The 26,306-nt window shown below is 45.3% G+C and carries 25 protein-coding genes; 14 read left to right on the top strand and 11 right to left on the bottom strand.

All coding sequences use genetic code 11. The annotated features are described in order from the left end of the window. Positions 1-35: 35 nt before the first annotated feature. The gene (locus AOC33_RS07735; RefSeq protein ID WP_089516469.1) at positions 36-2,288 is read left to right on the top strand and encodes a heavy metal translocating P-type ATPase; all 2,253 of its coding nucleotides are present in this window, start codon (positions 36-38) and stop codon (positions 2,286-2,288) included. A gap of 70 nt (positions 2,289-2,358) precedes the next feature. Here AOC33_RS07735 and AOC33_RS07730 read toward each other — a convergent pair whose 3' ends face one another. Continuing rightward, positions 2,359-3,015, bottom strand: coding sequence for a glutathione S-transferase family protein (locus AOC33_RS07730; protein WP_180738123.1), 657 nt, complete (start codon positions 3,013-3,015; stop codon positions 2,359-2,361). A 52-nt stretch (positions 3,016-3,067) separates the two neighbouring features. Between AOC33_RS07730 and AOC33_RS07725 the strand changes: the two genes are divergently transcribed. Further along, positions 3,068-3,928: an NAD(P)H-hydrate dehydratase gene (locus AOC33_RS07725; RefSeq protein ID WP_089516408.1), complete on the top strand. Its 861-nt coding sequence runs from the start codon at positions 3,068-3,070 to the stop codon at positions 3,926-3,928. Positions 3,929-3,986: 58 nt separating this feature from the next. Further along, on the top strand, positions 3,987-4,121 hold the full coding sequence (locus AOC33_RS09240; RefSeq protein ID WP_281252764.1) for a hypothetical protein: 135 nt from the start codon (positions 3,987-3,989) through the stop codon (positions 4,119-4,121). 80 nt (positions 4,122-4,201) lie between these two features. Here the strand turns inward: AOC33_RS09240 and AOC33_RS07720 are convergent, their stop codons facing one another. Next, positions 4,202-4,702 (bottom strand): chorismate--pyruvate lyase family protein, encoded by a 501-nt coding sequence (locus AOC33_RS07720; RefSeq protein WP_089516407.1) that lies wholly within the window; start codon positions 4,700-4,702, stop codon positions 4,202-4,204. Then, on the bottom strand, positions 4,703-6,121 hold the full coding sequence (locus AOC33_RS07715) for a DEAD/DEAH box helicase (protein ID WP_089516406.1): 1,419 nt from the start codon (positions 6,119-6,121) through the stop codon (positions 4,703-4,705). Between the two features lie 249 nt (positions 6,122-6,370). Here AOC33_RS07715 and ppa point away from each other — a divergent pair, with 249 nt between their 5' ends. Genes ppa through glnK form a run of 3 tightly spaced genes read left to right on the top strand, consistent with a single transcriptional unit; the run spans position 6,371 to position 8,971 of the window. Next, on the top strand, positions 6,371-6,904 hold the full coding sequence (gene ppa / locus AOC33_RS07710) for an inorganic diphosphatase (RefSeq protein WP_089516405.1): 534 nt from the start codon (positions 6,371-6,373) through the stop codon (positions 6,902-6,904). 35 nt (positions 6,905-6,939) lie between these two features. Beyond that, positions 6,940-8,577, top strand: coding sequence for an NAD+ synthase (locus AOC33_RS07705; protein WP_245835639.1), 1,638 nt, complete (start codon positions 6,940-6,942; stop codon positions 8,575-8,577). Between the two features lie 55 nt (positions 8,578-8,632). After that, positions 8,633-8,971 (top strand): P-II family nitrogen regulator, encoded by a 339-nt coding sequence (glnK, locus tag AOC33_RS07700; protein WP_089516404.1) that lies wholly within the window; start codon positions 8,633-8,635, stop codon positions 8,969-8,971. Between the two features lie 103 nt (positions 8,972-9,074). On the opposite strand, the gene trxB is transcribed toward glnK, so the two are convergent. Further along, on the bottom strand, positions 9,075-10,028 hold the full coding sequence (gene trxB / locus AOC33_RS07695) for a thioredoxin-disulfide reductase (RefSeq protein ID WP_089516403.1): 954 nt from the start codon (positions 10,026-10,028) through the stop codon (positions 9,075-9,077). 51 nt (positions 10,029-10,079) lie between these two features. On the opposite strand from trxB, the gene AOC33_RS07690 reads away from it, so the two are divergent. The 4 genes from AOC33_RS07690 to AOC33_RS07675 all read left to right on the top strand — a co-directional run bounded on the left by AOC33_RS07690 (position 10,080) and on the right by AOC33_RS07675 (position 14,989). After that, entirely contained in the window at positions 10,080-12,386 is a 2,307-nt protein-coding gene (locus AOC33_RS07690; protein WP_089516402.1) for a DNA translocase FtsK, read from the top strand. Between the two features lie 34 nt (positions 12,387-12,420). Further along, the gene (gene lolA, locus AOC33_RS07685) at positions 12,421-13,098 is read left to right on the top strand and encodes an outer membrane lipoprotein periplasmic chaperone LolA (RefSeq protein WP_089516401.1); all 678 of its coding nucleotides are present in this window, start codon (positions 12,421-12,423) and stop codon (positions 13,096-13,098) included. Positions 13,099-13,186: 88 nt separating this feature from the next. Then, positions 13,187-14,497: a serine--tRNA ligase gene (gene serS / locus AOC33_RS07680; protein WP_089516400.1), complete on the top strand. Its 1,311-nt coding sequence runs from the start codon at positions 13,187-13,189 to the stop codon at positions 14,495-14,497. 210 nt (positions 14,498-14,707) lie between these two features. Next, positions 14,708-14,989, top strand: a complete 282-nt coding sequence (locus tag AOC33_RS07675; protein WP_089516399.1) for an HU family DNA-binding protein — start codon at positions 14,708-14,710, stop codon at positions 14,987-14,989. A 108-nt stretch (positions 14,990-15,097) separates the two neighbouring features. On the opposite strand, the gene AOC33_RS07670 is transcribed toward AOC33_RS07675, so the two are convergent. Next, on the bottom strand, positions 15,098-15,946 hold the full coding sequence (locus AOC33_RS07670) for a class I SAM-dependent methyltransferase (protein WP_089516398.1): 849 nt from the start codon (positions 15,944-15,946) through the stop codon (positions 15,098-15,100). A gap of 105 nt (positions 15,947-16,051) precedes the next feature. Between AOC33_RS07670 and AOC33_RS07665 the strand changes: the two genes are divergently transcribed. Both AOC33_RS07665 and nadB read left to right on the top strand, forming a co-directional pair. Further along, positions 16,052-17,659, top strand: a complete 1,608-nt coding sequence (locus AOC33_RS07665) for a peptide chain release factor 3 (RefSeq protein WP_089516397.1) — start codon at positions 16,052-16,054, stop codon at positions 17,657-17,659. Between the two features lie 56 nt (positions 17,660-17,715). Then, the gene (nadB, locus tag AOC33_RS07660) at positions 17,716-19,332 is read left to right on the top strand and encodes an L-aspartate oxidase (protein ID WP_089516396.1); all 1,617 of its coding nucleotides are present in this window, start codon (positions 17,716-17,718) and stop codon (positions 19,330-19,332) included. A gap of 46 nt (positions 19,333-19,378) precedes the next feature. Here the strand turns inward: nadB and nadC are convergent, their stop codons facing one another. Continuing rightward, complete coding sequence (gene nadC / locus AOC33_RS07655; protein ID WP_089516395.1) at positions 19,379-20,236, bottom strand: carboxylating nicotinate-nucleotide diphosphorylase; 858 nt, start codon at positions 20,234-20,236, stop codon at positions 19,379-19,381. Positions 20,237-20,297: 61 nt separating this feature from the next. Next, positions 20,298-21,410, bottom strand: a complete 1,113-nt coding sequence (gene nadA, locus AOC33_RS07650) for a quinolinate synthase NadA (RefSeq protein ID WP_089516394.1) — start codon at positions 21,408-21,410, stop codon at positions 20,298-20,300. A gap of 113 nt (positions 21,411-21,523) precedes the next feature. On the opposite strand from nadA, the gene AOC33_RS07645 reads away from it, so the two are divergent. Next, complete coding sequence (locus tag AOC33_RS07645) at positions 21,524-21,952, top strand: bactofilin family protein (RefSeq protein WP_089516393.1); 429 nt, start codon at positions 21,524-21,526, stop codon at positions 21,950-21,952. Between the two features lie 110 nt (positions 21,953-22,062). Here AOC33_RS07645 and AOC33_RS07640 read toward each other — a convergent pair whose 3' ends face one another. After that, positions 22,063-22,488: a bactofilin family protein gene (locus AOC33_RS07640; protein ID WP_180738122.1), complete on the bottom strand. Its 426-nt coding sequence runs from the start codon at positions 22,486-22,488 to the stop codon at positions 22,063-22,065. A gap of 20 nt (positions 22,489-22,508) precedes the next feature. After that, on the bottom strand, positions 22,509-22,856 hold the full coding sequence (locus tag AOC33_RS07635) for a bactofilin family protein (RefSeq protein WP_089516391.1): 348 nt from the start codon (positions 22,854-22,856) through the stop codon (positions 22,509-22,511). A gap of 96 nt (positions 22,857-22,952) precedes the next feature. Here AOC33_RS07635 and panD point away from each other — a divergent pair, with 96 nt between their 5' ends. Beyond that, on the top strand, positions 22,953-23,321 hold the full coding sequence (gene panD / locus AOC33_RS07630; RefSeq protein ID WP_089516390.1) for an aspartate 1-decarboxylase: 369 nt from the start codon (positions 22,953-22,955) through the stop codon (positions 23,319-23,321). Positions 23,322-23,403: 82 nt separating this feature from the next. Here the strand turns inward: panD and AOC33_RS07625 are convergent, their stop codons facing one another. Together AOC33_RS07625 and pgi are read right to left on the bottom strand one after the other, a co-directional pair. Next, positions 23,404-24,819, bottom strand: a complete 1,416-nt coding sequence (locus AOC33_RS07625) for a phosphomannomutase/phosphoglucomutase (protein ID WP_089516389.1) — start codon at positions 24,817-24,819, stop codon at positions 23,404-23,406. A 22-nt stretch (positions 24,820-24,841) separates the two neighbouring features. Next, positions 24,842-26,299, bottom strand: coding sequence for a glucose-6-phosphate isomerase (pgi, locus tag AOC33_RS07620; protein ID WP_089516388.1), 1,458 nt, complete (start codon positions 26,297-26,299; stop codon positions 24,842-24,844). Positions 26,300-26,306 lie beyond the last annotated feature (7 nt).

Genomic DNA, 26,306 nt, shown 5'->3' with positions numbered 1-26,306 from the left:
CTATATAAATCTTAACGTATTCCATTATGGAGCTTATGAGTCAATTAGTCACCTTAAACATTCGCGGCATGACGTGTGCCTCATGTGTGGCTAGGCTTGAAAAATCATTATCGAAAGTTGCTGGAGTTGATGCTGCCAGCGTTAATTTGGCCACTGAAAAAGCTCAAATCAGAGTCAATCAAGAACCTCAAGTGATCACCAGTCTTTTGATCGCTGCTGTTGAAAAAGCTGGATTTGAGGCAAGTGTCTTTAGTCATCAAACAATAAATTCATCATCAACAAACACCAAGCTAAACAACATCATTGATTTACATGGCAAAGGCGCGGTTGTGTTGGCCATCGCACTGTCTCTGCCATTGCTTGCGCCTATGCTGCTGATGCCATTTGGGGTTCATTGGATGTTGCCAGCATGGGTGCAGTTTTTATTAGCCACTCCTGTGCAGTTTATTTTGGGCTCTCGATTTTATGTGGCTGGCTTCAAAGCATTGCGCATGGGTTCAGGCAATATGGATTTATTGGTCGCACTTGGTACCACGGCCGCTTATGGTTTGAGTATTTACACCTGGTACTTGTCAGCCTGGGGGCAAAGCTATGAACCACATGAACTTTATTTTGAAAGTTCTGCAGTGGTGATTTCTTTGGTGATGTTGGGTAAGTGGTTAGAGGCCAGGGCTAAAAAAGAAACCACGGCTGCCATCACGGCGCTGCAATCTTTGTGGCCAGATCAAGCCAAGCTCTTGCGCCAGCGAGATTTAAATCAATTGGATTATGAGCATTTACCGATTGCACAAATACTGCCTGGTGATTGGGTCTTGGTTCTACCTGGTGAACGTGTTCCGGTCGATGGCTTGGTGATTGAGGGCCTCAGTGAGATTGATGAATCGATGTTGACTGGTGAATCAAAATTGCTCGAAAAAGAAAAAGGTTCAACCGTGATTGGCGGTTCTTTGAATGGCTCCGGGCGCTTGATCATTCAAGCAACTGGTGTTGGTGAAACAAGTGTTTTAGCCAAGATAATTGCTTTGGTCGAGAATGCGCAGGCCGAAAAAGCGCCCATCCAAAGATTGGTCGATCAGGTCAGCGCTTGGTTTGTGCCGACCGTGGTTTTGATTGCGGCACTCAATTTTTTAATTCACGCATTTATCTTGCACGACTTTCAAAATGCTCTGCTGTATTCAGTAGCCATACTGGTGATTGCTTGTCCATGTGCTTTGGGTTTAGCAACGCCCGTTGCCATCATGGCTGGCACTGGTGTAGCGGCGAAGTTTGGCATTTTGATCAAAGATGCGCAAGCACTTGAATTGGCTCACCGCATCAATGTTGTGGCATTTGATAAAACTGGCACATTGACGTTGGGTAAACCGAGTGTTAAAAATTTCACTAACTTCAGTGCTGCAGAAGATCAGCAAATCCATGCTTTGGCATTGGGTCTACAAATGAGCAGTGAACATCCTTTGGCAAAAGCCATGATTCAGTTTGGTGAGCAGCATCAGGTGAATGCAGAAGGCTATGGCGCAGTTCTTGCCAACGTCGGTAAAGGCATTGAGGGTCAATGCTTGACTGGCCCCTATCAAGGTAAAACCATCGCCTTCGTGAGTTTTCATGCAATCAAAGAGCATGCTTCTGAGCAAATGCAGAAGGTTGCCGTCAATGAATTAAGCCTTGGCCACAGCGTGTCTTGTTTGGTGGATGTGACAGATGCATCAAATCATTTGATTTTGGCGCTTTATTCATTCGGAGATGAATTAAAGCCAGGTGTGAGTGAAGCGATTCAACGACTCAAGTCAATGAACATTAAGACGGTGATGATTTCAGGGGATAACGAATTGGTGGCCAATTTACTCGCTAAGACCATTGGTATTGATGAAGTCTATGCACAAGTATTGCCTGCAGAAAAAGCAGCCATCATTGAATCTTTAAAAGCCATCAATGGGCGCAGTTATGTGGCCATGGTGGGTGACGGGGTGAACGATGCGCCCGCGCTGGCGGTTGCCGATGTTGGTATTGCCGTATCAACAGGAACGGACATTGCCATGCATGCAGCGAGTATTACTCTGATGCGTGGGGACCCTGCATTGGTGCCGGATGCGATTCAGATATCAAGCAAAACCTGGCAGAAAATCAAACAAAACTTATTTTGGGCTTTTGTTTATAACTTGATTGGTATTCCACTGGCTGCACTAGGGTATCTAACTCCTATGATTGCAGGAGCCGCGATGGCAGCATCGAGTGTGAGTGTGGTGGGAAATGCTTTGCTGCTCAGAAAATGGTCTAGACCCAAACCCTGAAAAATCAGAGCAATGGGCCTAGATTTATTGCTTAAACATATTGAACTATCTAACTGACTGATTAACTGAGTTAATTGCCAACGTAAGTATTTAAATTAATACCTTCTTTGGTCATGATGCGAGCCACCGCTGGTAAGGCGGCCACTGCTGCAGCATAACGTTGGTACTGTGGATAGTTGGCTGGGTTGATACCAGCCATGCCTGCCCAACGAATAAAGGTAACAGCATAAATATCTGCTGGGCTCAATTGATTGCCGGAAATGAATTTGCGACCATTGGCTACTAATTTATCAATTTCTATCAATTGCGTTTTGAACATTTCCAATGCCATTGCTTTAACACTGTCTTTACCTGCTTCGTCACCAAAGCGCTCAGATCTAAATATTCTGGTGAAAGTTGGGTGAACCGTGTTATTCATCCAAACAAACATGGATAAAGCTTGCGCCTTTTCCATTGGATCGGTCGGCAATATCTTGGCTTCTGGGAACGTTTCGTTCAAGAAGTTGGTGATCGCTACGACTTGTGTCACCAATTGACCATCAACAATCAATGCAGGCACTTGGCTTCTTGGATTGATTGCTTGGTATTCAGGTTTCAAATGTTCACCGGTACGCAAGGTGATCATGGTCGATGAAAAATCTTGACCTTTACTTTCTTTGACTAATTCAAGCATCACGTGAGGGACGAAAGAACAGGTTCCTGGGCAGTAATACAAATGCAAATTCATTGTTGACCCCTTTTTTTGTTGTAGTCTTGAGTATAGACTTAATGAAAAAATCATGAATCCTCAAGAACTCAATTCTCTGCATCTGCTTCGTCGCCTGATTCGACAGCCCCATGAGCATAAAGGCCATGCTGGCAAAGTATTGATCATTGGCGGCGACACAGGCATGGCAGGATCTATTTTGTTATCCGGTCGAGCAGCGCTTCATGCAGGTGCTGGATGGGTGATGATTGGCTTTTTAGATGAGCGTGCCATATCAGTTCTTGCAGATCAACCTGAATTGATGTTGAGTCATGCATCAAGAGAAATGATGGCGCAGGCACAAGCCGATGTGTTGGCTATTGGCCCTGGTTTGGGGCAGAGTCAGCAAGCTCGTGATTTATTGAGTGATGCATTGCAGTCATCTGCTTTATTGGTCATTGATGCTGATGGCCTTAATTTAATCGCGGGTGATGCCAAACTAATGAAGCAACTCAAGAGTCGCCCAACATTGAGCACCGTGATAACGCCTCACCCAGGTGAGGCAGCTAAATTACTTAATACCACAGCCGAGCAAGTGCAAATCAATCGACCATTGGCAATTGATCAATTGCTTGCTTTAACAGGGTCGATTGTTGTGCTCAAGGGCCAGCATACTTTGATCAAATCACCTCAGTTGAATGAACCAACTCAGATGTGTCTAAAAGGTCACCCTGGGATGGGGGTTGCTGGGATGGGGGATGTGTTGACTGGGGTGATTGCGGCCATCATGAGCCAGGGAATCAAGCATCATATCAACCCGTTTGAGGCCAGTTGCGTGGCGGTAGAGCTTCATGCTGCTGCGGCTGATAGCCTTTTAAATCAGGGTATTGGGCCGATCGGTTTGACGCCCACAGAAGTCATCAAAGAGATAAGAAATTTGATAAATATCAAATAAAAGGGCTTTTTCATGGATAATATGGTCCATAGCGAATATTTTGATCAGGGAGCTTTAAATGAACGAATGGCACAAGGAAAGTAAAGAAGAAATCAACCAAAAAATCATCACTTTGATCGTGATGTTGGCTGCTGCTACATGTTTAGCAATTTTGTTCGCTCTAGCTGCTGCGCACATCGGTTACGTTCTGTAATCAAAACAAGTTTTAAAAAAGCTGCCTTGGGAAACCTTGGCAGCTTTTTTTATTTGTTTTTTATTTATTTGATTGTTTGATTATTTCATTTGATCCAGTAATTCAGGTAAGAAGAATTCACTGATCAGAATAGGATGGCCTCTGAGTTGATAGAGGCTTCTTCTTCCCCAGCCTAAACCAGGTATCTCAGTGATTTCTCGCAACAGAATCGGTGCTTTGCCTTTTTTAAACAGCACTTCGCCCAATGGTTTGCTACCGAGTTGCAAGACATCACGATTGACGCCTGTAGAGCTGCTGGTGGGTAATACACTGCGCGCAAAAACAACTGGAACGTCATTGACGCAAAGATAAACTTCTCGAATACGACAGCGATGAATAGAGTTCCCAAAGAGGGCTGCTTCGTCTGCTAGCAGGCCTTGCCTGCAATCGCTTAAAACCTCAACAGTGACGGTTGATTGGGTTTTCTCTGCGATGAGTTGGGTGAGGGAATGAGGGTTGCTTAACCAGTCTTGCCAGATCAACGGTGCCGCATGCAGCACCGTGTGATCAAGATTCAACCAAGACTGGCGAAGCTTTTTCATTTACGCAAATGAGCGCTTTTGACCTGATGGTTTATTGCCGCCGCCAAACTTAGGACCTGAAGAAGGCTTGCCTGAACCAGCAAACTTAGGACCGGCTGGCTTTGCAAAATGATTTTGCTTGAATGTCTTACCTTCGCCTTGACCTTGACCACCTTGACCAAAACTTTGTCCTTGACGATTAGAGGCATTGCTTGCGCCTTTGCCACCAAAAGATCGACCTGGGCGACCAGCACCTGGACGGTGTGATGGCTTGCGTGATTTTTCTTGTGGCTCTAATCCAGGAATCACTTCAGCTTGTAAAGGCTGTTGTGTGTACTGTTCAATGGCACGGATCTTTGAACGATCGCGATGTTCAGCCAACGTGATGGCAACACCACTGCGACCAGCGCGGCCAGTACGACCAATGCGGTGAACATAATCTTCAGCTTTCATTGGTAAGCCAAAGTTGATCACGTGCGTGATGGTTGGAACGTCGATGCCACGGGCAGCCACATCAGTTGCTACCAAGATACGAGTTTGACCTTTGCGCAATGATTGCAAGCGACGATTACGAACTGCTTGAGGCATTGCACCGTGAAGGGCAGTTGCTTCATGTCCATCCGCACGCAATGAATCAGCAATTGATTCGCTGTCTACTTGGGTGCTAGCGAACACAACAGCTTGTTCCATCGTTGGATCTGATAACCAGTGGCTCAATAACTTATGCTTGTGAGCAACGCTGTCCGCCCAATGCAATGTCTGAGAAATATTTTCATGCTTGTCATGAGCGCTGGCCAATTCAATACGACCAGGGTTGTTCATGAGGCTTGTGGCCAATTGCATGATGCGCGGCGCAAACGTTGCAGAGAACATCAATGTTTGACCACGGTCTGAACACAATTGATGAATCGCTTCGATGTCGTCTTGGAAGCCAAGATCCAACATGCGATCTGCTTCGTCAACAATCATGCATTTCACTTTATCCAAGCGAATCGCACGGCTGTTGCTCAAGTCCAACAAACGACCAGGTGTGGCAACCACTAAGTTGGCACCTTTGATTTGAGAAATTTGTTTACCGTAAGGCATACCACCCATGATGGTTGCAATGCGGATACCGCGGGCAAACTTAACCAAGTTAATGGCGTCTGCAGTTACTTGCTGTGCAAGTTCACGTGTTGGGCATAAAACCAATACTTGTGGCTCAGCACGACCTGGAACAGGTTTGCCGTTTGGATTAGCCGCTAGCAATTGATTCAATAGAGGTAATAAGAAAGCAGCTGTTTTTCCGCTACCTGTTTGGCTACTCACCATCCAGTCACCACCGATTAAGGCAGCAGGGATCACTTTTTCTTGTACAGGGGTAGCCTGTGTATAGCCAAGAGCTTCAGTTGCTTGAAGGAGGGGTTGGGCTAAGCCCAGTTCTTTAAAACTAATAGTCATAGTCGCGCACATCCCTAAAGAGGGATGTCCTTTCTGTGGTTTGGTCAATTAAGGCATCGACCAACAGACAAACAAAAAGGCATGATGTTCTCTGATTCAGAACTCTGGCTGGGGGCGATGTTTCATACTACAGCTAAGATTATGCCATACTTTCGCTTTTATTGCTGCACTGCATAAATGAGCCGTCAGGTTAGTGATGGTTTGCTTTGCTAAGATTCGTCCCAACTAAATGTATTGTATGGAGAAAACATGAGCTTAAACAACGTTCAACCAGGATCAAAGATCCCAGATCAGTTCAATGTCATCATTGAAATTCCGATGAATTCAGACCCAGTGAAGTATGAAGTGGACAAGGAGTCTGGCGCGGTATTTGTGGATCGTTTCATGGGCACAGCCATGCATTACCCATGCAACTATGGCTATATCCCACAAACATTGTCAGAAGACGGAGATCCTGCGGACGTGTTGGTGTTGACACCATTCCCAATTCCACCAGGTGTTGTGATCACTTGCCGCGCTTTGGGCGTGTTGCACATGGATGATGAATCAGGTGGCGATGCCAAGTTATTGGCTGTACCAACTGAAAAGATCCTTCCAATGTACGCTGATATCCAAAAAATGGAAGATTTGAACCCATTGGTCACTCAACAGATTCAGCACTTCTTTGAGCACTACAAAGACCTTGAAAAAGGTAAGTGGGTGAAAGTGAAGGGTTGGGAAGGTATTGATGCTGCCAAGAAAGAAATCATGAGCAGCGTAGAGCGTTATAACAAGACCAAATAAGCAGTCTTCTGACGCCAAGCGGAGGCAATGGGATAATGTTTCTCATGCCTCCGTTTTTTATTGCCCTCTCTCAGTCAAACCCCGTTCTTGGTGATTTAGCCAAGAACGCGCAGTTGATCCTTGATGCAGCAAAAAACGCTGCTGCCAAGGACGCCAAATTACTGGTAACACCCGAGTTATCTCTCACGGGTTATCCGCCTGAAGATTTACTGTTAAGAGACGCCTTCATCCAAGCCGTTGATCAGCAATTGAATCAATTGGCAGGGGCTTTGGCCATCTATCCAAATTTGAGAGTTTTAGTGGGTCACCCACAAAGAACATCCACTGGTTTGCAAAACATGGCCAGTATGTTGTTTGGCGGCAAAGTGATTGCCTCTTATGCCAAACAAAAATTACCGAATCATGAAGTCTTTGATGAGGTGAGGTATTTTGAGCCAGGCAACGACGCTTGTGTGATTGATATTGATGGCACAAAAGTAGGTATTCTCATTTGTGAAGACGCATGGCACAGTGGCCCAGCAGCCCAAGCCAAGCACGCAGGCGCTGAGCTCTTGATCGTGTCGAACGCATCACCTTACCACTTAGAAAAACAAGAACTTCGGCAACAAGTGATCAAGTCGATTGTTTTAGAAACATGTTTATCGTTGGTTTATTTGAATGCCGTTGGTGGACAAGATGAATTGGTGTTTGATGGTGCTTCTTTTGCCTTGAGTAAGTCAGGTGAAGTTACTTTGAGTCTGCCGCACTTCAAAGAGTGCTTGGCATTCATTGAATTTAATCGAGACGCTGCCATCAATGACTTGGTGAAAAACACCATCAGCCCTGCAACCTCAATTGAAGCGCAAGTCTATGACGCCTTGGTGTTGGGCGTAAAAGATTACTTGAGTAAAAACGGATTTCCGGGCGCCATCATTGGTTTGTCAGGTGGTGTTGATTCAGCCTTGGTCTTGGCGATTGCGGTTGATGCGCTGGGCGCCGATAAGGTTCGTGCGGTGATGATGCCGTCTCGTTATACCGCTGACATTTCTTGGATTGATGCCAAGCAAATGGCTGATAACTTGGGGGTGCAATACGATGAAATCAACATTGCACCAATGGTAGATGCTTTTGATGCTTCATTGGCCTCTGAGTTTGAAGGTTTGCCGATTGATGCGACCGAAGAAAATATTCAGGCGCGGGTGCGTGGCACTTTGCTGATGGCTCTGTCGAACAAGTCGGGTCGCATTGTTTTGACCACTGGTAATAAGAGTGAAATGGCTGTGGGTTATTGCACCCTGTATGGTGACATGGCCGGCGGCTTTGCTGTGATCAAGGACGTTGCCAAGACCTTGGTTTACCGTCTTTGCCAATACCGAAATGGCATTAAAGCGGTGATTCCTGAGCGTATTTTGACCAGAGCCCCTTCGGCTGAATTAAGACCGGATCAGAAAGATCAGGACAGCTTGCCGGAATACGAAGTATTGGACGCTATTCTTGCGCTGTATATGGAACAAGACGAATCAATTCAATCCATCATCGATCGTGGCTTCAAACCCGAAGATGTGGAAAAGGTCACCCGTTTAATCAAGATCAATGAATACAAACGTCGCCAAGCGCCGATTGGTGTGAGGATCACTCAAAGAGCTTTTGGTCGGGATTGGCGTTACCCCATCACCAATAAGTTCCGAGCTTGATATTTTGTTATCTTGAAAGAAATTTAGGTATCATCAAATTTATTAGGAGACGAATATGAAACAAGTTACAGCAATCATTAAACCGTTTAAATTAGATGAGGTCCGCGAGAGCTTGGCTGAATTAGGAGTCACAGGTTTGACTGTGACTGAAGTCAAGGGCTTTGGCCGTCAAAAAGGTCACACTGAGTTATACCGTGGCGCTGAGTATGTGGTCGATTTCTTGCCAAAAATCAAGGTTGAAGTGGTGGTCGCCGATGATCGCGTTGAACCTGTGATTGATGCCATTGTTAAAGCAGCTCACACCGGCAAAATTGGCGATGGCAAAATCTTCGTATCTCCAATTGAGCAAGTGATCCGTATCCGTACAGGTGAAACCAACGAATCAGCTGTTTAAGCAAAATCTCTTCACTGAGATACCTTCTTAAAATAAATAAAGCCCAGAAATTCTGGGCTTTATTTTTTGGTATTGCCTTTTAGCTTTTTTATTTCTTTGTTATTTACAAAGTCTCTAAATAACGTTGAGCATCTAATGCAGCCATACAGCCCGTTCCAGCGCTGGTAATGGCTTGACGGTAGATATGATCTTGTACGTCGCCAGCAGCAAAAACACCTGGAATATTGGTGGCTGTTGCATTACCCGTCAAACCACTCTTGGTTTTTAAGTAACCGTTTTCCATATCAAGCTGACCGACAAATAAATCAGTATTTGGTTTGTGACCGATGGCTACAAACACGCCTTTTAATGGGATCTCTTTTTTAGTACCTTCCGCATTGGCAACCCGAACAGCTGTCACGCCAGTGTTGTCACCCAATACTTCGTCCAAATGACTGTTCCATTCAATCGCAACTTTACCTTCGGCCACTTTGGCCATGAGGCGGTCAATCAAAATAGGCTCGGCACGGAATTTATCGCGACGATGGATCACCGTCACTTTATTGGCAATACCTGCCAAATAGAGAGCTTCTTCAACAGCCGTATTACCGCCACCAATCACGCAAACGTCTTGGTTTCTGTAGAAGAAACCATCGCATGTTGCGCAGGCAGACACGCCTTTACCCATGAAAGCTTCTTCACTAGGCATACCCAGGTACTGGGCTGAGGCACCAGTAGAAATGATCAAAGAATCGCAGGTGTAAGTTCCTGAGTCACCTTCTAGGCGAATTGGCTTTTCTGTCAAAGCTGCCGTGTGAATATGGTCAAAAATGATTTCGGTCTTAAAGCGCTCAGCATGCTCTAAAAAGCGCTGCATGAGCTCGGGTCCTTGGACGCCATTAGGGTCAGCTGGCCAGTTTTCAACCTCAGTGGTGGTCATCAATTGACCGCCTTGGGCAATGCCGGTGATCAAAACAGGGTCTAGGTTGGCGCGAGCCGCATAAACGGCGGCTGTGTAGCCCGCAGGGCCAGAACCCAGGATCAGTACTTTTGCGTGTTTAAGATTTTTTGTCGTCATAGCTCAATTATAAGACTTTGATTGTTTCTTGTTGATTACAATCGGGAGAACATGGCTAGAATTGCATCCTCTCAAAACCCACCTCCAGCTAATAGCGGGCCTGAAACCCGTTTGACCCGCCTTGTGCGTGAGGTCAAATGGATTGCCTTCATGGCCCTGACTTTGGCCTTATTTGCAGTATTGGCCAGTTACAGTAAAAGTGATCCAGCTTGGTCGCACGCCAACCAGGTTGCCAACATTGCGAATATTGGCGGTCGTTTAGGTGCATGGTTAGCAGATATCTTGTTTTACGTTTTTGGCGCATCAGCCTACTGGTGGGTCATTTTGTTGCTCAGACGTGCGATTCGCGGTTGGCAAGAGTTAACTGCCGCCAAATTACCTGGCCAGCAGTTAGAGCCTGAACCATTCTTACCAAGATTCTTAGGCTTTGGCTTGACGATGATTTCAAGCATGGCGCTTGAATCAATCCGTATGCACAGCATGACCATGGATTTGCCAAGGCCACCGGGTGGTGTGTTGGGTGAACTCTTGGGCGATCCTTTGCAGATGGCGATTGGTTTCACGGGCGCCACTTTGGTTCTTTTGGTGATTCTTGCGATTGGCGTTTCATTGTTCTTAAGATTTTCTTGGTTGACTCTCGCCGAGCAAGTGGGCAGATTTTTGGAAGTTTCATGGAGACGCATTCGCGAGCGTCGCGAGTCTGAAGAAGATCGCCGCATTGGAGAGCAAGCTGCTGAGGTGCGCGAAGAGATCGTTGAAGAAGAGCGCGTGAAAATTGAAGAGCTGCCTCCTGTGCCTATTTATAGGGCGCCATTGAGTGTGGTCAAGAGCGAAAGAGTTGAGCGTGAAAAGCAACAACCCTTGTTTGCTGAAATCACTGATTCTGAATTACCACCGCTGTCATTGTTGGATCCTGTTCCACCAGTCAAAGAAACCATCTCTGCCGATACGCTTGAGTTCACATCACGCTTGATTGAGCGCAAGCTAAAAGAATTCAACATCGAAGTCAAAGTCATTTCAGCTCACCCTGGTCCAGTGGTCACTCGTTACGAGATCGAGCCTGCGATGGGCGTTAAGGGTAGTCAGATTGTTAATCTGCAAAAAGATTTATCGCGCGCTTTGGGTGTGTTGAGTGTTCGTGTGGTTGAAACGATCCCAGGTAAAACTTGCATGGGCTTGGAGTTACCGAATCCTAATCGCCAAGCAGTGCACCTCACTGAAATTCTGAGCTCTCGCGTTTATAACGACAGTGCCTCGCTCCTGACCTTGTCTTTGGGTAAAGACATTGGCGGCGCTCCAGTGATTGCTGATTTGGCAAAGATGCCACATTGCTTGGTTGCTGGTACCACCGGTTCTGGTAAATCTGTGGGTATCAATTCGATGATTCTGTCTTTGCTATACAAAGCAAAAGCAGATGAAGTTCGTTTGATCATGATTGATCCAAAGATGCTTGAGATGGCAGTTTATGAGGGCATCCCTCATTTATTGTGTCCAGTAGTCACAGACATGAAGCAAGCCTATAACGCGCTCAATTGGGCTGTGATCGAAATGGATCGCCGATACAAGTTGATGAGTAAATTTGGTGTTCGAAATTTGGCTGGCTTTAATAAAAAAATCGCTGATGCTGAAGAAAAAGGTGAATACCTTTACAACCCATTCAGTTTGACTCCGGATGATCCTGAGCCTTTGCACAAAGCACCAGTCATTGTGATCGTGATCGATGAGTTGGCCGACTTGATGATGGTGGTTGGTAAGAAGATTGAAGAGTTGATTGCTCGTATCGCGCAAAAAGCTCGTGCGGCAGGTATTCATTTGGTCTTGGCCACACAGCGTCCAAGCGTGGATGTGATCACTGGTTTGATCAAGGCCAACGTGCCAACGCGCATCTCATTCCAAGTCAGCAGCCGCATTGACAGCCGCACCATTCTTGACCAGCAGGGCGCTGAAAGTTTATTGGGCATGGGTGATATGTTGTACATGGCACCTGGCACAGGTTTACCAATCCGCGTTCACGGTGCTTTTGTGACCGATGATGAAGTGCATCGCGTGGTGACTTGGCTAAAAGAGAAAAATGGCGAATCTAATTACATTGATTCAATCTTAGAGCCTCAATCCGAAATGGATTCTGGTTCTGGTGAAGCATCTGCCAGCGGAGAGGCGGACCCTCTTTACGATCAGGCAGTAGCCATCATCCTAGAAAACAAGCGAGCCTCTATTTCTTTGGTGCAGCGTCATTTGCGCATTGGTTACAACCGCGCAGCCAGATTGCTCGAAGACATGGAGCGTGCAGGGCTTGTTTCCAAAATGGGCAGCAATGGTAATCGAGACATCTTGGTTCGTGCGCCAAGCGACAATTAAGTCAAAGCAAGTTAAACCTCATTGAATATCTAAGATGAAGATTGGTTTGATCCACTTTAAACAGTTTGCTTTTTTAGCCTTCTTTGGCTTTGCATGTTTGATTTCGCCAACTGTGTTCGCGGATGAGGGTATTAAGCAATTCAAACAATTTATTTCAACTGTTAATAATGCTGAAGGTGAGTTCGCTCAGCAACAGATCAGGGCTGCCAAACAGGGAGAGTCTCAACCCAAAGTTTTGCGTAAAAGCCAAGGTCGTTTTGTTTTTCAAAGACCGGGTAAGTTTGTCTGGGAGACCACTAAGCCTTTTGAGCAAAAAGTCATTGCCGATGGTCAGAAACTATTGCTCTGGGATAAAGATTTGAATCAGTTGACTGTGCGACCTGCGAGCAAAGGGTTGAGCGCTAGTCCTGCGGCCATACTCTTTGGCGGGGCCATGGCAGAAGAATATTTTGACTTGATGCCTGGCGGCGAAAAGGGCGGTATGTTTTGGGTAGAGTTAAAGCCCAAAGCCACGAGTGGTTCAGGAGACATGCCTTACAGTCGAATTGGTGTTGGTATGTCCAATGGTCTGCCGGCTGGCTTAGAGTTGCATGACAACTTTGGTACGATTGTTCTGATTAATCTGAGTAAAATTCGTACAAACATTAATTTGTCGCCAAATACATTTAAATTTTCACCGCCTGCTGGCGCAGATGTTCTAAATGTTCAGTAAAAAATAAGTACCCAAAGAAGTACCCAAAGAAGAACCAAACTAAGCACCAAGAACAGAGCAGTAAATATAAAACAGCATTGAGAAACTCATGATCGATATTCAGCTTTTACGCAAAGACCTTGATACCGTTGCCGCACGATTGGTAGAGCGAAAATTTATTCTTGATAAAGACACTTTTGTTTCTTTAGAGTCTGATCGTAAGCAAGTACAAAGTCGTTCGGAAGAATTACAGGCCAAGCGCAATCAACTGGCCAAAGCTGTTGGCATGAAAAAAAGCAAGGGCGAGGATGCCAGTGCTGAAATGGCTGAATCTACTGCGGTGAACCAAGAATTACAGGCGCTCACAGAAAAGCTCACCGTTGTTCAGTCTCAACTCAATCACTTTTTATTGAACATTCCTAATATTCCTCACGAATCCGTGCCATCTGGCAAGGATGAGTCTGCTAATCAGGAAGTGTTGCGTTGGGGCAAGATTCCAAGTTTTGATTTTCCGGTCAAAGATCACGTTGATTTGGCGACCCCATTGGGTTTGGACTTTGACAGTGCAGTAAAGCTGACGGGTTCACGCTTTGCAGTGATGCATGGCCAGATTGCTCGTTTACACCGAGCTTTGGCTCAATTCATGTTGGATAACCATATTCAGATTGGTTATCACGAAGTCGCTGTACCGTTTATCGTGAACGCTGAATCAATGAAGGGCACTGGCCAGTTACCAAAATTTGAAGCTGATTTATTCAAGGTGCCAAGAAAAGTGGGCGGCGATGATCAAGATGAATCAGTTGAAGCTGCTTATGAGAATTTTTATCTTATTCCAACAGCAGAAGTTCCTGTCACCAATTTAATGCGTGACACCATCACGCCGGCTGAGCAATTACCAAAGAAATTTGTGGCTCACACACCTTGCTTTAGATCTGAAGCGGGCAGTTATGGGCGTGATACGCGCGGCATGATTCGCCAACATCAATTTGAAAAAGTTGAATTGGTACAAATCACCAAGCCAGATGCCTCTATGGCAGCTTTGGAAGAATTAACGTCTCATGCAGAGGCCATCTTGCAAAAGCTAGAGCTACCTTACAGAAAGGTTCTCTTGTGCACGGGTGATATGGGTTTTGGCAGTGTTAAAACTTATGACTTAGAGGTTTGGCTGCCTGCGCAAAACACTTATCGTGAAATCAGCTCTTGCTCCAACATGGGCGATTTTCAGGCTAGACGCATGCAGGCTCGCTTCAAAACAGGGCAAGATAAACCTGAGTTGGTACACACCTTGAATGGTTCTGGTTTGGCTGTGGGACGCACAGGTGTTGCGATTCTAGAGAACTATCAACAAGCTGATGGCAGCATCAAAATACCCAAGGCCTTGCAATCCTACATGGGTGGTTTAGAAAAGCTCACGCTTTAAAAAGGTGCAAGCCTTTAATTTATTGGGAATAAATCTGGTATAAGGCTGCAACCACTATAAAACATAGGTGAAACCCTAAAGAAGGTTATAAATACTAGCTCCCACAAGGATTATGTGATTTAATGTCGTCAGTGCATCAGGAATAAGTTTTTAATTAAAAAAATATAACTGAATGTACATACTCCCAGTTTCTAAGTTGAAAGGTTAAAAATGAATAAAGCTGAATTAGTAGAAAAAATTGCAAAAGACGCAGATATTTCTAAAGCATCTGCTGAGCGTGTTTTGAACACATCAATCGACACAATCATCAAAGCTGTTACTAAAGGTGACAAGGTTCAATTGATCGGTTTTGGTACATTCGGTTCAGGTAAGCGTGCTGCACGTGTAGGCCGTAACCCAAAGACTGGCGAAGCAATCAAGATTGCAGCTGCTAAGACTGTAAAGTTCACTGCTGGTAAAGCTTTCAAAGACGCTGTAAACAAGCGCAAGTAATTTCTCTTTTGAGATTAAAAAAGGCTGCCTTGGCAGCCTTTTTTATTTCTCGAACATCAAGAATTATAAGAAATTTAGAATCACACACTTTATAGAACTAAAGGCTCCCTAAGCAAAGCGCTCCTCAAGGCTGCTCAAGCCTATTTCAGCCAGTAATTTTGTCTTTCTTTCTTGGGCTTTTTGGCCAGCTAGGTTCTTTTGAGTGGCAATGATCAGCTCATTTTTCATGGAATGTTCCCATCCCACCAATTCAGTTACTGTCACATCATAGCCATGAGACTCTAATTGCAGGCAGCGCAAAACATTGGTGATGTGACTGCCGAATTCACGGGTATGAATCGGGTGGCGCCACATTTCTGATAATTCATTTTTAAGCGATTGAGCTTTGGTCTTTCTCAAGGCTGCTGCCAGTTCAGCCTGGCAACAGGGTACCAAGACAACGTGCTTGGCCTTCTTGGCAAAGGCGAAGCGAATGGCATCATCAGTGGCTGTATTGCAGGCATGCAGAGCTGTGACCACATCAATTTCATCAGGAAGAAGTGCTGAGTCCAGGGATTCTTCAGCGCTTAAGTGCAGAAACTGCATGTTTGAGAAGTTCAAGCGACTGGCCAAGTCTTGAGATTTCTTGACCAATTCTTCACGAACTTCAATACCGTAGATCGTTGATGGTTTCTCTTGTAACTTGCAAAAGAGATCATTCAGAATAAAACCCAGGTAGGACTTACCAGCACCGTGATCAACAATGCTCAAGTGATCTTTTCGGTTCAAGACCTCTTGGAGCAAGGGTTCAATGAATTGAACCAAGTGATATACCTGCTTTAGTTTTCTGCGGGTATCTTGATTGAGCTTGCCATCACGGGTGAGGATGTGCAATTCTTTAAGAAGTTCAATAGATTGAGTCGGTCTGATCTCATGTTTTTGTGCAGAAACATCTTTTTTTGATGATGGGTCAATCATGGCGTCTTGGCGGTTTTTAAACCGTTGTAAATCCTTGTTGATATTCAATTAATGCCAGTTTTGGCGCTGTAAACTAAACTATAGGGCTATTTGATTGAAAAGCCTATGAATTACAGTAACGATATTGTCCGCGAAGTCGCAAGGCGCAGGACTTTTGGCATTATTTCTCACCCTGATGCCGGTAAAACAACCCTGACAGAGAAACTCTTGATGTTCTCTGGTGCTATCCAATTGGCAGGAACTGTTAAAGCTCGTAAAAGTGGCAGACACGCCACTTCTGACTGGATGGAGATTGAAAAGCAACGCGGTATTTCTGTGGCCAGCTCGGTGATGCAGTTTGAATATCGTGACCATGTGGTCAATCTTTTGGATACCCCAGGTCACCAAGATTTTTCTGAAGATACTTATCGCGTTTTAACCGCTGTGGACTCTGCATTGATGGTGATCGATGCGGCCAAGGGTGTTGAAGAGCAAACGATCAAATTATTGAATGTTTGCCGCATGAGAAACACTCCGATCATCACGTTTGTGAACAAGATGGACCGCGAAACCAGAGATCCTATGGAATTACTGGATGAACTTGAATCTGTCTTGAAAATTGAGTGTGCACCAGTGACATGGCCGATCGGTATGGGTAAAAATTTCCGCGGTGTGTATCACTTGATCAATGATGAAATTCTGTTGTTTGCTGCTGGCAATGATCGCGCTGATCAAGAATTCCAGGTGATGAAGGGCATTGATAATCCAAAGCTTCATGAGATGTTCCCTGATGAAATGGCACAACTCAAAATGGAAGTGGAGTTAGTGCAAGGTGCATCCCATCCATTTGATTTAGAGCGTTTCTTGGGTGGTTTACAGACCCCCGTATTCTTTGGTTCAGCCATCAACAACTTTGGCGTTCGAGAAATCCTCAATGCTCTTTTAGATTGGGCTCCAGGCCCTAGAGAACGCAGTGCAACTGTGCGATCTGTTGATCCAAGAGAAGACAAGTTCAGTGGCTTTGTGTTCAAGATTCAGGCCAATATGGACCCTGCTCATCGAGACCGCATCGCATTTTTACGCGTTTGTTCAGGCAAGTTTGAGCGCGGCATGAAAATCAATCATCTGCGCATCAACCGTGAGGTGAAAGTCTCGAATGTGGTGACTTTCATGGCCTCCAGTCGTGAGCAGGTGGAAGAAGCTTATGCTGGTGACATCATTGGCTTGCCCAACCATGGCAACATGCAAATTGGCGACAGCTTTTCTGAAGGTGAAGTTTTGCAGTACACCGGTATTCCATACTTTGCCCCTGACTTTTTCAGGGTTGCCCGCATTCGTAATCCAATGAAGATCAAGCAGCTTCAAAAAGGTCTTCAGCAATTGGGTGAAGAAGGTGCTGTGCAGGTATTCAAGCCATTGAACAGCAGCGATCTGATTCTTGGTGCTGTGGGCGCCTTGCAGTTTGAAGTGGTGGCCAGTCGTTTAATGAATGAATATGGCGTGGACGCTGTTTTTGATACGGCCAGCATTAACTGTGCACGTTGGGTGACTTGTGAAGATAAAAAAATGATGAGTGATTTTCAAAATTCATCAGCAGGTCATCAACTGGCTTTAGATGCTGCAGATAATTTGGCTTATTTGGCCAACTCCGCAGTTAATTTAAGGGTCACTCAAGAGCGTTGGCCTCAAATTGTTTTTCATGAAACCAGGGAGCATGCCAGTAAGCTTTCTTAATGGCCCCTGAAAACTATTTCATCAGCACACAATAATTATTCAAGTTAACATTGCTCATGCCTAAAACACCTGCCACTGATTCTTTGCCTGTCGTCATCATTGGCGCGGGATTGGCTGGCTTAACGGTGGCTCTTGAGTTGGCTGAGACGCATCAGGTCATCATCATGGCCAAACGAGGTTTGTCTGAATCAGCGACTGCTTGGGCGCAGGGTGGGATTGTTGGTGTTTTAGATCAGCAAGACAGCGTGGATGCTCATGTGAAAGACACAGTCGAGGCCGGCGCTGGTTTGGTGGTTGAATCCACCGCGAGATACATTGCTGAGAGAAGTGCTGATGCAATTGATTGGCTGGTAGATCAAGGCGTTCCCTTTACAACCGATCCACAGGGTCCTAAAGGCCTTCATTTGACCCGAGAGGGCGGCCATAGTCATCGTCGCATTGCTCACGCTGCAGATGCCACAGGTAAAGCGATTCACGAGGTCTTGTTGGATAAAGCGAGAGCACATCCCAATATCCAATTGTTAGAGCGTTGGATGGCTTTGGACTTGATCACCAATCGCCATCTTAAAGATAAGCAATTAAAAAAATCTGAGCGTTGTTACGGTGTTTATGCCCTGAATATCTCCACTGGAAAAATTGAAGCAATTCCGGCTTCTGCTGTGGTTTTGGCCACTGGTGGTGTGGGTAAAGTTTATCGTTACACCAGCAATCCAGAAACAGCGACGGGTGATGGCATTGCCATGGCTTGGCGCGCAGGTTGTCGCGTGGGCAATATGGAATTTGTGCAGTTCCACCCAACTTGTTTGTATCACCCGCAAGACAGGACCTTTTTGATCACTGAGGCTCTGCGAGGTGAGGGTGCTCAATTAAAACTTCCGGACGGTACTCGTTTCATGCCTAATCATGACGAGCGTGCTGAACTTGCACCAAGAGACATTGTGGCTCGAGCGATTGACTTTGAAATGAAACGCTTGGGCTTGGATTATGTTTTATTGGATGCCACTCATTTGGGCGAAGCATTTCTGAAAGAGCATTTCCCAACGATCTATGCTCGCTGTGCTGCATTGGGCATTGATATTGCTAAGCAAGCCATTCCTGTGGTTCCTGCTGCTCATTACACCTGTGGTGGCGTTGTCACTGACTTACAAGGTAAAACTGATTTGCCGGGCTTGTACGCGGTGGGTGAGGCCACATACACAGGCTTGCATGGCGCCAATCGTCTTGCGAGCAATTCTTTATTAGAGTGTGTGGTGATTGGCAAGTCAGCGGCCGCAGAAATCAAACGGCATCCTCTCAAAGAAATACCTGAAGTTCCTGATTGGGATGAGAGTCGAGTCGAAGATGCCGATGAAACAGTGGTCATTGCCCACAACTGGGATGAGTTGCGTCTTTTGATGTGGAACTATGTCGGTATTGTTAGAACCAACCGTCGCCTAGAAAGAGCGTTGCATCGCATTGAATTGCTTCAAAGTGAGGTGCAAGAGTATTACGCCAACTTCAGAGTGACCCGAGATTTATTAGAACTGAGAAATCTATTGAGTTGTGCTGAACTGATCGTGCGTTCTGCCTTGATGCGCAAAGAGAGTCGTGGTTTGCATTACAGCCGTGATTACCCGCAAAGTTGGACTGTTTCTTATCCAACCATCCTCACACCCATCAATAGACAGTCATAAGCGTTGGTTGGCGCCAGTACTAAAGATTGATTGGTGCCAGCTAAAGCTACTGAACTCTCAAAGAGAAGTCGACAGCGATCACGTCTTTGGTTAATTTACCAATAGAGATGCGATCCACGCCCGTTGCGGCGATTGCTTTCAATTGATCCAGGCTCACACCACCAGATGCCTCCAGTAAAGCAGCGCCCTTGGTGAAAGCCACAGCTTCACGCATTTGATCAAGGCTGAAGTTATCAATCAAAATACTTTTAGCCCCTGCTGATAATGCTTCTTGCAGTTCTGCCATATTTTCAACTTCAACTTGGATATCAACTCCTGAGTTCAGGGCTTGCGCTGCTTTCATAGCAGCGCTGATGCCGCCGGCTGCAGCGATGTGATTTTCTTTGATCAAGATGCCATGCCATAAAGCCAAGCGTTGATTTTTTCCACCACCCACTGTCACTGCATATTTTTGAGCTTGGCGTAATCCAGGAATTGTTTTTCTGGTGTCCAAAACAGCACAACCATGGCTGTTAGGACTTGCACCTTCAATCGCCTTCACATGTTGCCTGGTGATGGAGGCAGTCCAAGAAAGGGTTTGTAAAAAGTTAATGGCTGGGCGCTCTGCTGATAAAAGAGCGCGTGGCTTGGCAGTGATTTCGCAAACAGTCGTGTCAGCTTTCATTAAATCACCTTCTGCGTATTTCCAGGCGATGATGGCTGAGTGATCGAGTTTTTTAAAACATCCTTCAAACCAAGCGCTACCGCAAAGAACGGCTTCCTGACGAACAATCAATGTGGCATGCACAAGACCAGACTCGGGAACTAGCATCGCTGTCCAATCACCCGTACCAATATCTTCCAAGAGAGCATCATTGATATTGCGTTCGCGAGCTTGTTCGAGTGATTCGTTGTGATTAAACATAAAAAATATCTTTAAAAAGATGAATCAAAAAAATTCTAAATGAAAAAAAAGAAAAAACTAATTAAGCTGCGCCGATATTTTTAACAAAACCATGCTGGGCTTTTGCTAATAACTCTGGATGGTTTGTTGTAAAAGACAACATTCTTTCAATACAAATTTGAGCATCAGATCGGATGGTCTCATCAACCAAGATTTCTCCAGACTGATTTGTTAAGCAATTCAGAATGCCCTCAAGACCATTCATGGCCATCCAAGGGCAGTGTGCGCAGCTCTTACAAGTGGCGCTATTACCGGCCGTGGGAGCTTCAATCAAGATTTTTTCAGGGGCTAACTGACGCATGCGATGAAGGATGCCTTTGTCTGTGGCAACAATGTATTCTTTGGCGCTGCCTTCGACCACTGCTTTGATCATGGCGGAGGTGGATCCAACCACATCGGCCAAATCAACCACATGGGCTGGTGATTCTGGGTGTACTAACACCATGGCATTCGGATGTTTCTTGATGAGGGTTTCAAGTTCAATTGCTTTGAATTCATCATGCACGATGCAATGGCCTTCCCAAAGCAACATGTCTGCACCCGTTTGATCTTGTATGTAGCGACCCAAGTGACGATCGGGAGCCCACAATATCTTTTTACCCTGCTGGTGCAGTTCATGAACAATCGCTAGGGCACAAGAGCTGGTCACCATCCAATCAGCTCTGGCTTTCACTGCAGCGCTCGTGTTGGCGTACACCACCACTTCACGATCAGGGTGAGCATCGCAAAACTGATTAAAGTCTTCTGCGGGACAACCTAAATCAAGAGAGCAGGTGGCATCTAAATCTGGCATCAACACTGTTTTTTCAGGGCTCAAAATCTTTGCGCTTTCACCCATGAACTTCACACCCGCCACGACCAACTTTTTTGCCGAGTGGTTTTTTCCAAAACGTGCCATTTCCAAAGAGTCTGCAACAAAGCCACCGGTTTCCCAAGCAAGGTCTTGGATAGCACCATCAATGTAGTAGTGTGCAATCAGAACAGCGTCTTGCTTGATCAGCTCAGACTTAATCTTTTGAATAATTTGCGCTTTTTCTTCCTCGGGCAATGCTCTAGGAACTTTGGCCCATGCTTGAGCGATACAAGTGGCACCAGAGCCGTCTTGCTTTGGATAATCAAATAATTCTTTGTTCATATATGAATATTAAGGCAATTTTCTGAAGCGAACCTGAAAGTGATTGATTCGAGGTTTCAAAATCATCCTGTGGGTATAAAAACATTTAGAATGAGTACATAACGGAGATAAACATGTTCGGCAAACGTAAAACATCAATATTGCTTCCTACCAATGAGCGTTTTGATACTTTGATTGGTAAAACGTCAGAAATCTATGGCCGCATGGTTGTGGGTGAGAGCCTGCGCATCGATGGCAAAGTGGTTGGTAATATTGAAAGTGAAGAAAATTCAAAAGTCACTGTGGCTGTCGGCGAAGACGGCGAAGTGATTGGTGATATTTTTGCTTATCGCGTCATGATTGCTGGCAAGGTAGAAGGTAATATCTATGCAACTGAGCGTGTTGAGTTTCATCAAACTGCTCATGTGCGTGGTGATGTGACTTATGGCTCCATCGGGATTGAGCACGGTGCGCGTGTGATTGGTCTGGTGATCCAAGGTGTTGATAAAAAATCAGCCAATCAAGCTTCGGATGTGATTCGTGCGGTACAAGAGCGTCGTTAAACAATAAAAATAAAATAAAAACTTAAATATAAAAATTATAAAAATACAGATCAAAAGCTCCAATAAAAAAAGCTCACTGATGTGAGCTTTTTTACTTATTGAAGTGCTAATCACTTGCGCTTTAAATCGCCCTTGATTGTGCCGCCTCGTTGAATGGTGATGCTGGAGTAACTGAGTGCGCCATCAACCGTGGCGCGTCCGCCGATCACTAAATCACGACAGCTCACTGTTCCAGAGAGATTGCCTTTGACGTTGATGCTGTCAGCAGTGACTGTGCCATCCACAAAGCCACCAGTCCCAATCAATAAATTTTGAACTGTCAGGTTGCCTTTGAATGTGCCATCAACAGTGATCGAGCCACCTGACTTCATGTCACCCGTGAATTCAAAACCTTCACTGATGATGGATGGCTTTAGAGAAACACTTGTATTTTGAGTTGCGGATTCAAAATTCTCATTCTCTTCAACCACCTCATTTGAAACAGGTTCTTCTGATGAAAATTCAGAGTTTTCGTTATCTGTTTTTTTACCAAACATATTCATATCCTTGAAACTTTTTAAGAGGCGCTATTGCCATTGGCTGATTTCAAGAGATTACCTTGTAAATCACCACCTTTTTCAATCTCAATTTCAGTGTATTGAACCGTGCCAATCACTTTGCCAGTAGAGCGGATGAACAAAGACTTATTAGCTGTGAGGTTGTCATGGATTTCACCACGAACATCGACCACGTCCGCAGTCACTTTGCCTTTGAGAATGCCTGTGCTGCCAACCAAAATCTCGCGAGCAGTGAGTTCACCTTCGATGGTTCCTGAAATAGAAGCAATGTCAGGCACAACAAAATTACCAGTTAATTTAACGCCTTCGCCCACAGTTAAGCAGCCATTTTGATTGTTATCAGCCATAAAAACCCCTAAAAATTTGATTTAATCATCATACCTGTTAAATTTTACAGCGAATAGCCATCCATCAAGGTAGAATCCGCACCCGGAGGGAAAATTATGCAAAGAGTGATGTTGCGTGCCAAATTACACCGTGTAACGGTGACTGAGGCCGATTTAGAGTACGAAGGTTCATGCGGTATTGATGAGGATCTGTTGGACGCGGCTGATATGCGTGAGTTCGAGCGTATTGAGCTATACAACATCAATAATGGTGAGCGCTTCTCAACATACATCATTAAAGCAGCTCGTGGCTCTGGCGCTATCTCTTTGAATGGTGCTGCTGCACGCAAGGCTCATGTGGGTGACTTATTGATCATCTGTACTTATGGCCCAATGTCCGAGTCAGATGCAAAAACGTTTATCCCCAAAGTTATCTTGGTTGATGACAAGAACAAAATCAAAGAAATCAAGAAAATCACCATTTAATAATTTCGGTGATAAAAAGTAGTTTGGTAATAAAAAAGGCAGCCAAGGCTGCCTTTTGACTTATTGAAACCGTGAAAACTGTTTAAAAAGGCATCTTTACATCTGACTTGATGCCCAAGAACACTTGTTTGAATTCAGCTTGGATTCTTTCAATGGCTGTCTGACTATCAGCTTCAAAACGCATCACCACAATCGGTGTGGTGTTAGAAGGGCGAGCCAAACCAAAGCCATCAGCATATTCTACGCGGACGCCATCAATGGTATTGATGGATTCGGAGCTTGGGAACAATGTATTCGTGCCCAAGGATTTACCTTCGGCTACTTTTTCCTTGATCTTGTCGAGCAAGACAAAAGGCTCACCTTCTGCACAAGGCATTTGTAGCTCAGGTGTGCAGATTGCATTGGGTAGTCCTTCTAAGGTGGCATTGAGATCTTTTTCGCCACTCAAGATTTCTAAAAGGCGCGCACCTGTGTAGAGACCATCATCAAAACCATACCAGCGGTCTTTGAAGAAAATGTGACCACTCATTTCGCCTGCAAGAGGAGCGCCGGTTTCTTTTAGCTTTGCTTTGACGAGCGAGTGACCTGTTTTCCACATCAATGGTTCGCCACCAGCTTGCTTGATATAAGTAGCTAGATTACGTGTGCACTTCACATCGTAAATAATTTGTGCGCCAGGATTGCGACCAAGTACATCTTTGGCAAACAACATCATTTGACGATCAGGGAATATCACCTCACCACTTTTTGTCACAACCCCTAAACGATCTGCATCACCATCGAAGGCAAGACCAATTTCGTTATCGGTGTTTTTCAGATTTTTAATCAAATCTTGCAGGTTTTCCAAATGGGCTGGATCAGGGTGGTGATTTGGGAAGGTGCCGTCAACTTCACAAAATAATTCTTCAACTTCACAGCCAAGGGCTCTGAATAGTTTTCCGGCGAATGCACCACCAACACCATTGCCGCAATCAACAGCAATTTTAATTTTTCTCTGAAGCTTCACATCACCAACAATGCGCGCCAAGTACTCAGGAAAAATATCGTATTCAGAGCGTTTGCCTGAGCCAGTTGCAAATTGCTTGGCAATGATGCGCTCACGCAAGGCCTGTATCTGTTCACCATAAATAGCAGAACTGCCTAAAACCATTTTGAAGCCGTTGTAGTCCGGTGGATTGTGACTACCTGTGATCATGATTCCAGACTTGGCTTGATGACCATTGATTTTGATATTGGTACCAAAGTAAACCATGGGGGTTGCCACAACGCCTAAATCAATCACGTCCACGCCAACAGATAAAAGACCTTCTGTGAGCCCTGCCATCAGGGTTGGACCAGATAAACGACCATCACGACCGACCACGCAAACTGTTTCACCAATTTCGCGCATGGCACTACCAAAAGATTGACCAATGAGTTTGGCAATGCTTGGATCTAATGTTTTATCGATGACGCCACGAATGTCATACGCTTTGAAAATTGAAGCAGATAGTTCCATGAGATCTCTGAGGAGTTAAGAGTTAACTGTTAAGCCACTTGATGCGAGCAGCCGTGATTTCATCGATACCATCCAATGATGGATTGTCACCTTTGAGCGCCGCTTGAATTGGCTTGGCTAATTTTTTACCTAGCTCAACCCCTGGCTGGTCAAAACTATTAAGACCCCAAATGGCGCCTAAACAAAGTGCACGATGTTCGTAAAGAGCTAGTAGGGCACCTAAATAATAAGCATCGAGCTTGGGTAGCCAAATCAAGTTGCTTGGGCGACCACCAGGACAAGAGTCATAAGCGAATTCTTCTTCAGATCCATTGGCCAAAGCTTGCGCTTGAGCCAAGCAGTTAGCGATTAAGGACTGATGATGTTCTTTCGCTTCAGGTAAATCACTCATCGCTTGTTTGATAGCGATGAAGTCCACAGGGATGATTTGTGTTCCTTGGTGAAGCATCTGGAAATAGCTGTGCTGAGAATTGCTGCCAGCACTACCAAACACCACGGGTGATGTTGGGTCACATGATTCACCGTTGACAGTCACGCTCTTGCCGTGACTTTCCATTTCTAATTGCTGTAGCCACTCGGGTAAAAATCTGAGGGCGTGTGCATACGGCACGATTGCTTTGGCAGTGATGCTATGTTTGCGCTGATTGTGAATCAAAGTCAATGCCAAAGTCAGTGGCATATTTTCTTTTGCGGGAGCATTCACAAAATGCTGGTCCATCGCATGAGCGCCAGCTAAAAATTGTTTGTAGGTGGCAAAACCAAATTTAATGGCAATCGGAAAGCCAACAGCTGACCATACTGAGAAGCGACCTCCCACCCAATCCCAAAACGGGTAAATATTCTCAGGGGTAATGCCAAAAGCTTCAGCAGCTTCTGGATTGGCAGTAATGCCAATCAAACACTTTTTGAGTTGTGATGGGGTGACTTGATGAAGCTTTAACCAATTGATGACCGTTTGAGCGTTTCTCATGGTCTCAAGGGTTGTGAATGTTTTGGATGTGATCAGAACTCTGGTGCTGCGTGGTTGAGCTTTTGCCAAAGTGGTGGCTAATTCAGCGCTGTCGACGTTTGCCACAAAATGCAAACGAATCGCTTTGCCCATATTTGGATTGACTTGATAAAGGGCGTCACACACCAAGCGGGGCCCCCAATCTGAGCCGCCAATGCCTAAGCAAATCACATCGGTGATACCAATCAGCTGATTGCAAAACCCTTCCATCCTTTGCCATACTGCTTTGACTTGGGGCATGACATCTTCGCCATCCACCATCATTGGCTGGCCTGACAAATTCCTAAGGGCTGGATGAAGGGCTGATCGACCCTCTGATTGATTAACAGCACTACCTGAAAAGATCGCGTTGCGTTTTTCAAAAACACCACGGGCTTCTGCCAACTCAAATAATTGCTGCCACTCGGCATCAGTGATTTGTTGGTAGGCGGTATCTAGAGCAAGGTCTACAGCACTAATTAATTTAGACATTTATGAA

Origin of the sequence: Polynucleobacter cosmopolitanus, from assembly GCF_002224225.1 — a bacterium.
GTDB classification, from domain to species: Bacteria; Pseudomonadota; Gammaproteobacteria; order Burkholderiales; family Burkholderiaceae; genus Polynucleobacter; species Polynucleobacter cosmopolitanus.
The sequence above is the reverse complement of the archived record's forward strand: the minus strand, read 5'-3'. Positions and strand labels throughout refer to the sequence as shown.

What these genes read in the sequence shown, in the direction of transcription:
- AOC33_RS07735 (WP_089516469.1), top strand. Translation starts at nt 36, where the DNA reads ATGAGTCAATTAGTCACCTTAAACATTCGCGGCATGACGTGTGCCTCA.
- AOC33_RS07730 (WP_180738123.1), bottom strand. Translation starts at nt 3,015, where the DNA reads ATGAATTTGCATTTGTATTACTGCCCAGGAACCTGTTCTTTCGTCCCT.
- AOC33_RS07725 (WP_089516408.1), top strand. Translation starts at nt 3,068, where the DNA reads ATGAATCCTCAAGAACTCAATTCTCTGCATCTGCTTCGTCGCCTGATT.
- AOC33_RS09240 (WP_281252764.1), top strand. Translation starts at nt 3,987, where the DNA reads ATGAACGAATGGCACAAGGAAAGTAAAGAAGAAATCAACCAAAAAATC.
- AOC33_RS07720 (WP_089516407.1), bottom strand. Translation starts at nt 4,702, where the DNA reads ATGAAAAAGCTTCGCCAGTCTTGGTTGAATCTTGATCACACGGTGCTG.
- AOC33_RS07715 (WP_089516406.1), bottom strand. Translation starts at nt 6,121, where the DNA reads ATGACTATTAGTTTTAAAGAACTGGGCTTAGCCCAACCCCTCCTTCAA.
- ppa (WP_089516405.1), top strand. Translation starts at nt 6,371, where the DNA reads ATGAGCTTAAACAACGTTCAACCAGGATCAAAGATCCCAGATCAGTTC.
- AOC33_RS07705 (WP_245835639.1), top strand. Translation starts at nt 6,940, where the DNA reads ATGTTTCTCATGCCTCCGTTTTTTATTGCCCTCTCTCAGTCAAACCCC.
- glnK (WP_089516404.1), top strand. Translation starts at nt 8,633, where the DNA reads ATGAAACAAGTTACAGCAATCATTAAACCGTTTAAATTAGATGAGGTC.
- trxB (WP_089516403.1), bottom strand. Translation starts at nt 10,028, where the DNA reads ATGACGACAAAAAATCTTAAACACGCAAAAGTACTGATCCTGGGTTCT.
- AOC33_RS07690 (WP_089516402.1), top strand. Translation starts at nt 10,080, where the DNA reads ATGGCTAGAATTGCATCCTCTCAAAACCCACCTCCAGCTAATAGCGGG.
- lolA (WP_089516401.1), top strand. Translation starts at nt 12,421, where the DNA reads ATGAAGATTGGTTTGATCCACTTTAAACAGTTTGCTTTTTTAGCCTTC.
- serS (WP_089516400.1), top strand. Translation starts at nt 13,187, where the DNA reads ATGATCGATATTCAGCTTTTACGCAAAGACCTTGATACCGTTGCCGCA.
- AOC33_RS07675 (WP_089516399.1), top strand. Translation starts at nt 14,708, where the DNA reads ATGAATAAAGCTGAATTAGTAGAAAAAATTGCAAAAGACGCAGATATT.
- AOC33_RS07670 (WP_089516398.1), bottom strand. Translation starts at nt 15,946, where the DNA reads ATGATTGACCCATCATCAAAAAAAGATGTTTCTGCACAAAAACATGAG.
- AOC33_RS07665 (WP_089516397.1), top strand. Translation starts at nt 16,052, where the DNA reads ATGAATTACAGTAACGATATTGTCCGCGAAGTCGCAAGGCGCAGGACT.
- nadB (WP_089516396.1), top strand. Translation starts at nt 17,716, where the DNA reads ATGCCTAAAACACCTGCCACTGATTCTTTGCCTGTCGTCATCATTGGC.
- nadC (WP_089516395.1), bottom strand. Translation starts at nt 20,236, where the DNA reads ATGTTTAATCACAACGAATCACTCGAACAAGCTCGCGAACGCAATATC.
- nadA (WP_089516394.1), bottom strand. Translation starts at nt 21,410, where the DNA reads ATGAACAAAGAATTATTTGATTATCCAAAGCAAGACGGCTCTGGTGCC.
- AOC33_RS07645 (WP_089516393.1), top strand. Translation starts at nt 21,524, where the DNA reads ATGTTCGGCAAACGTAAAACATCAATATTGCTTCCTACCAATGAGCGT.
- AOC33_RS07640 (WP_180738122.1), bottom strand. Translation starts at nt 22,488, where the DNA reads ATGTTTGGTAAAAAAACAGATAACGAAAACTCTGAATTTTCATCAGAA.
- AOC33_RS07635 (WP_089516391.1), bottom strand. Translation starts at nt 22,856, where the DNA reads ATGGCTGATAACAATCAAAATGGCTGCTTAACTGTGGGCGAAGGCGTT.
- panD (WP_089516390.1), top strand. Translation starts at nt 22,953, where the DNA reads ATGCAAAGAGTGATGTTGCGTGCCAAATTACACCGTGTAACGGTGACT.
- AOC33_RS07625 (WP_089516389.1), bottom strand. Translation starts at nt 24,819, where the DNA reads ATGGAACTATCTGCTTCAATTTTCAAAGCGTATGACATTCGTGGCGTC.
- pgi (WP_089516388.1), bottom strand. Translation starts at nt 26,299, where the DNA reads ATGTCTAAATTAATTAGTGCTGTAGACCTTGCTCTAGATACCGCCTAC.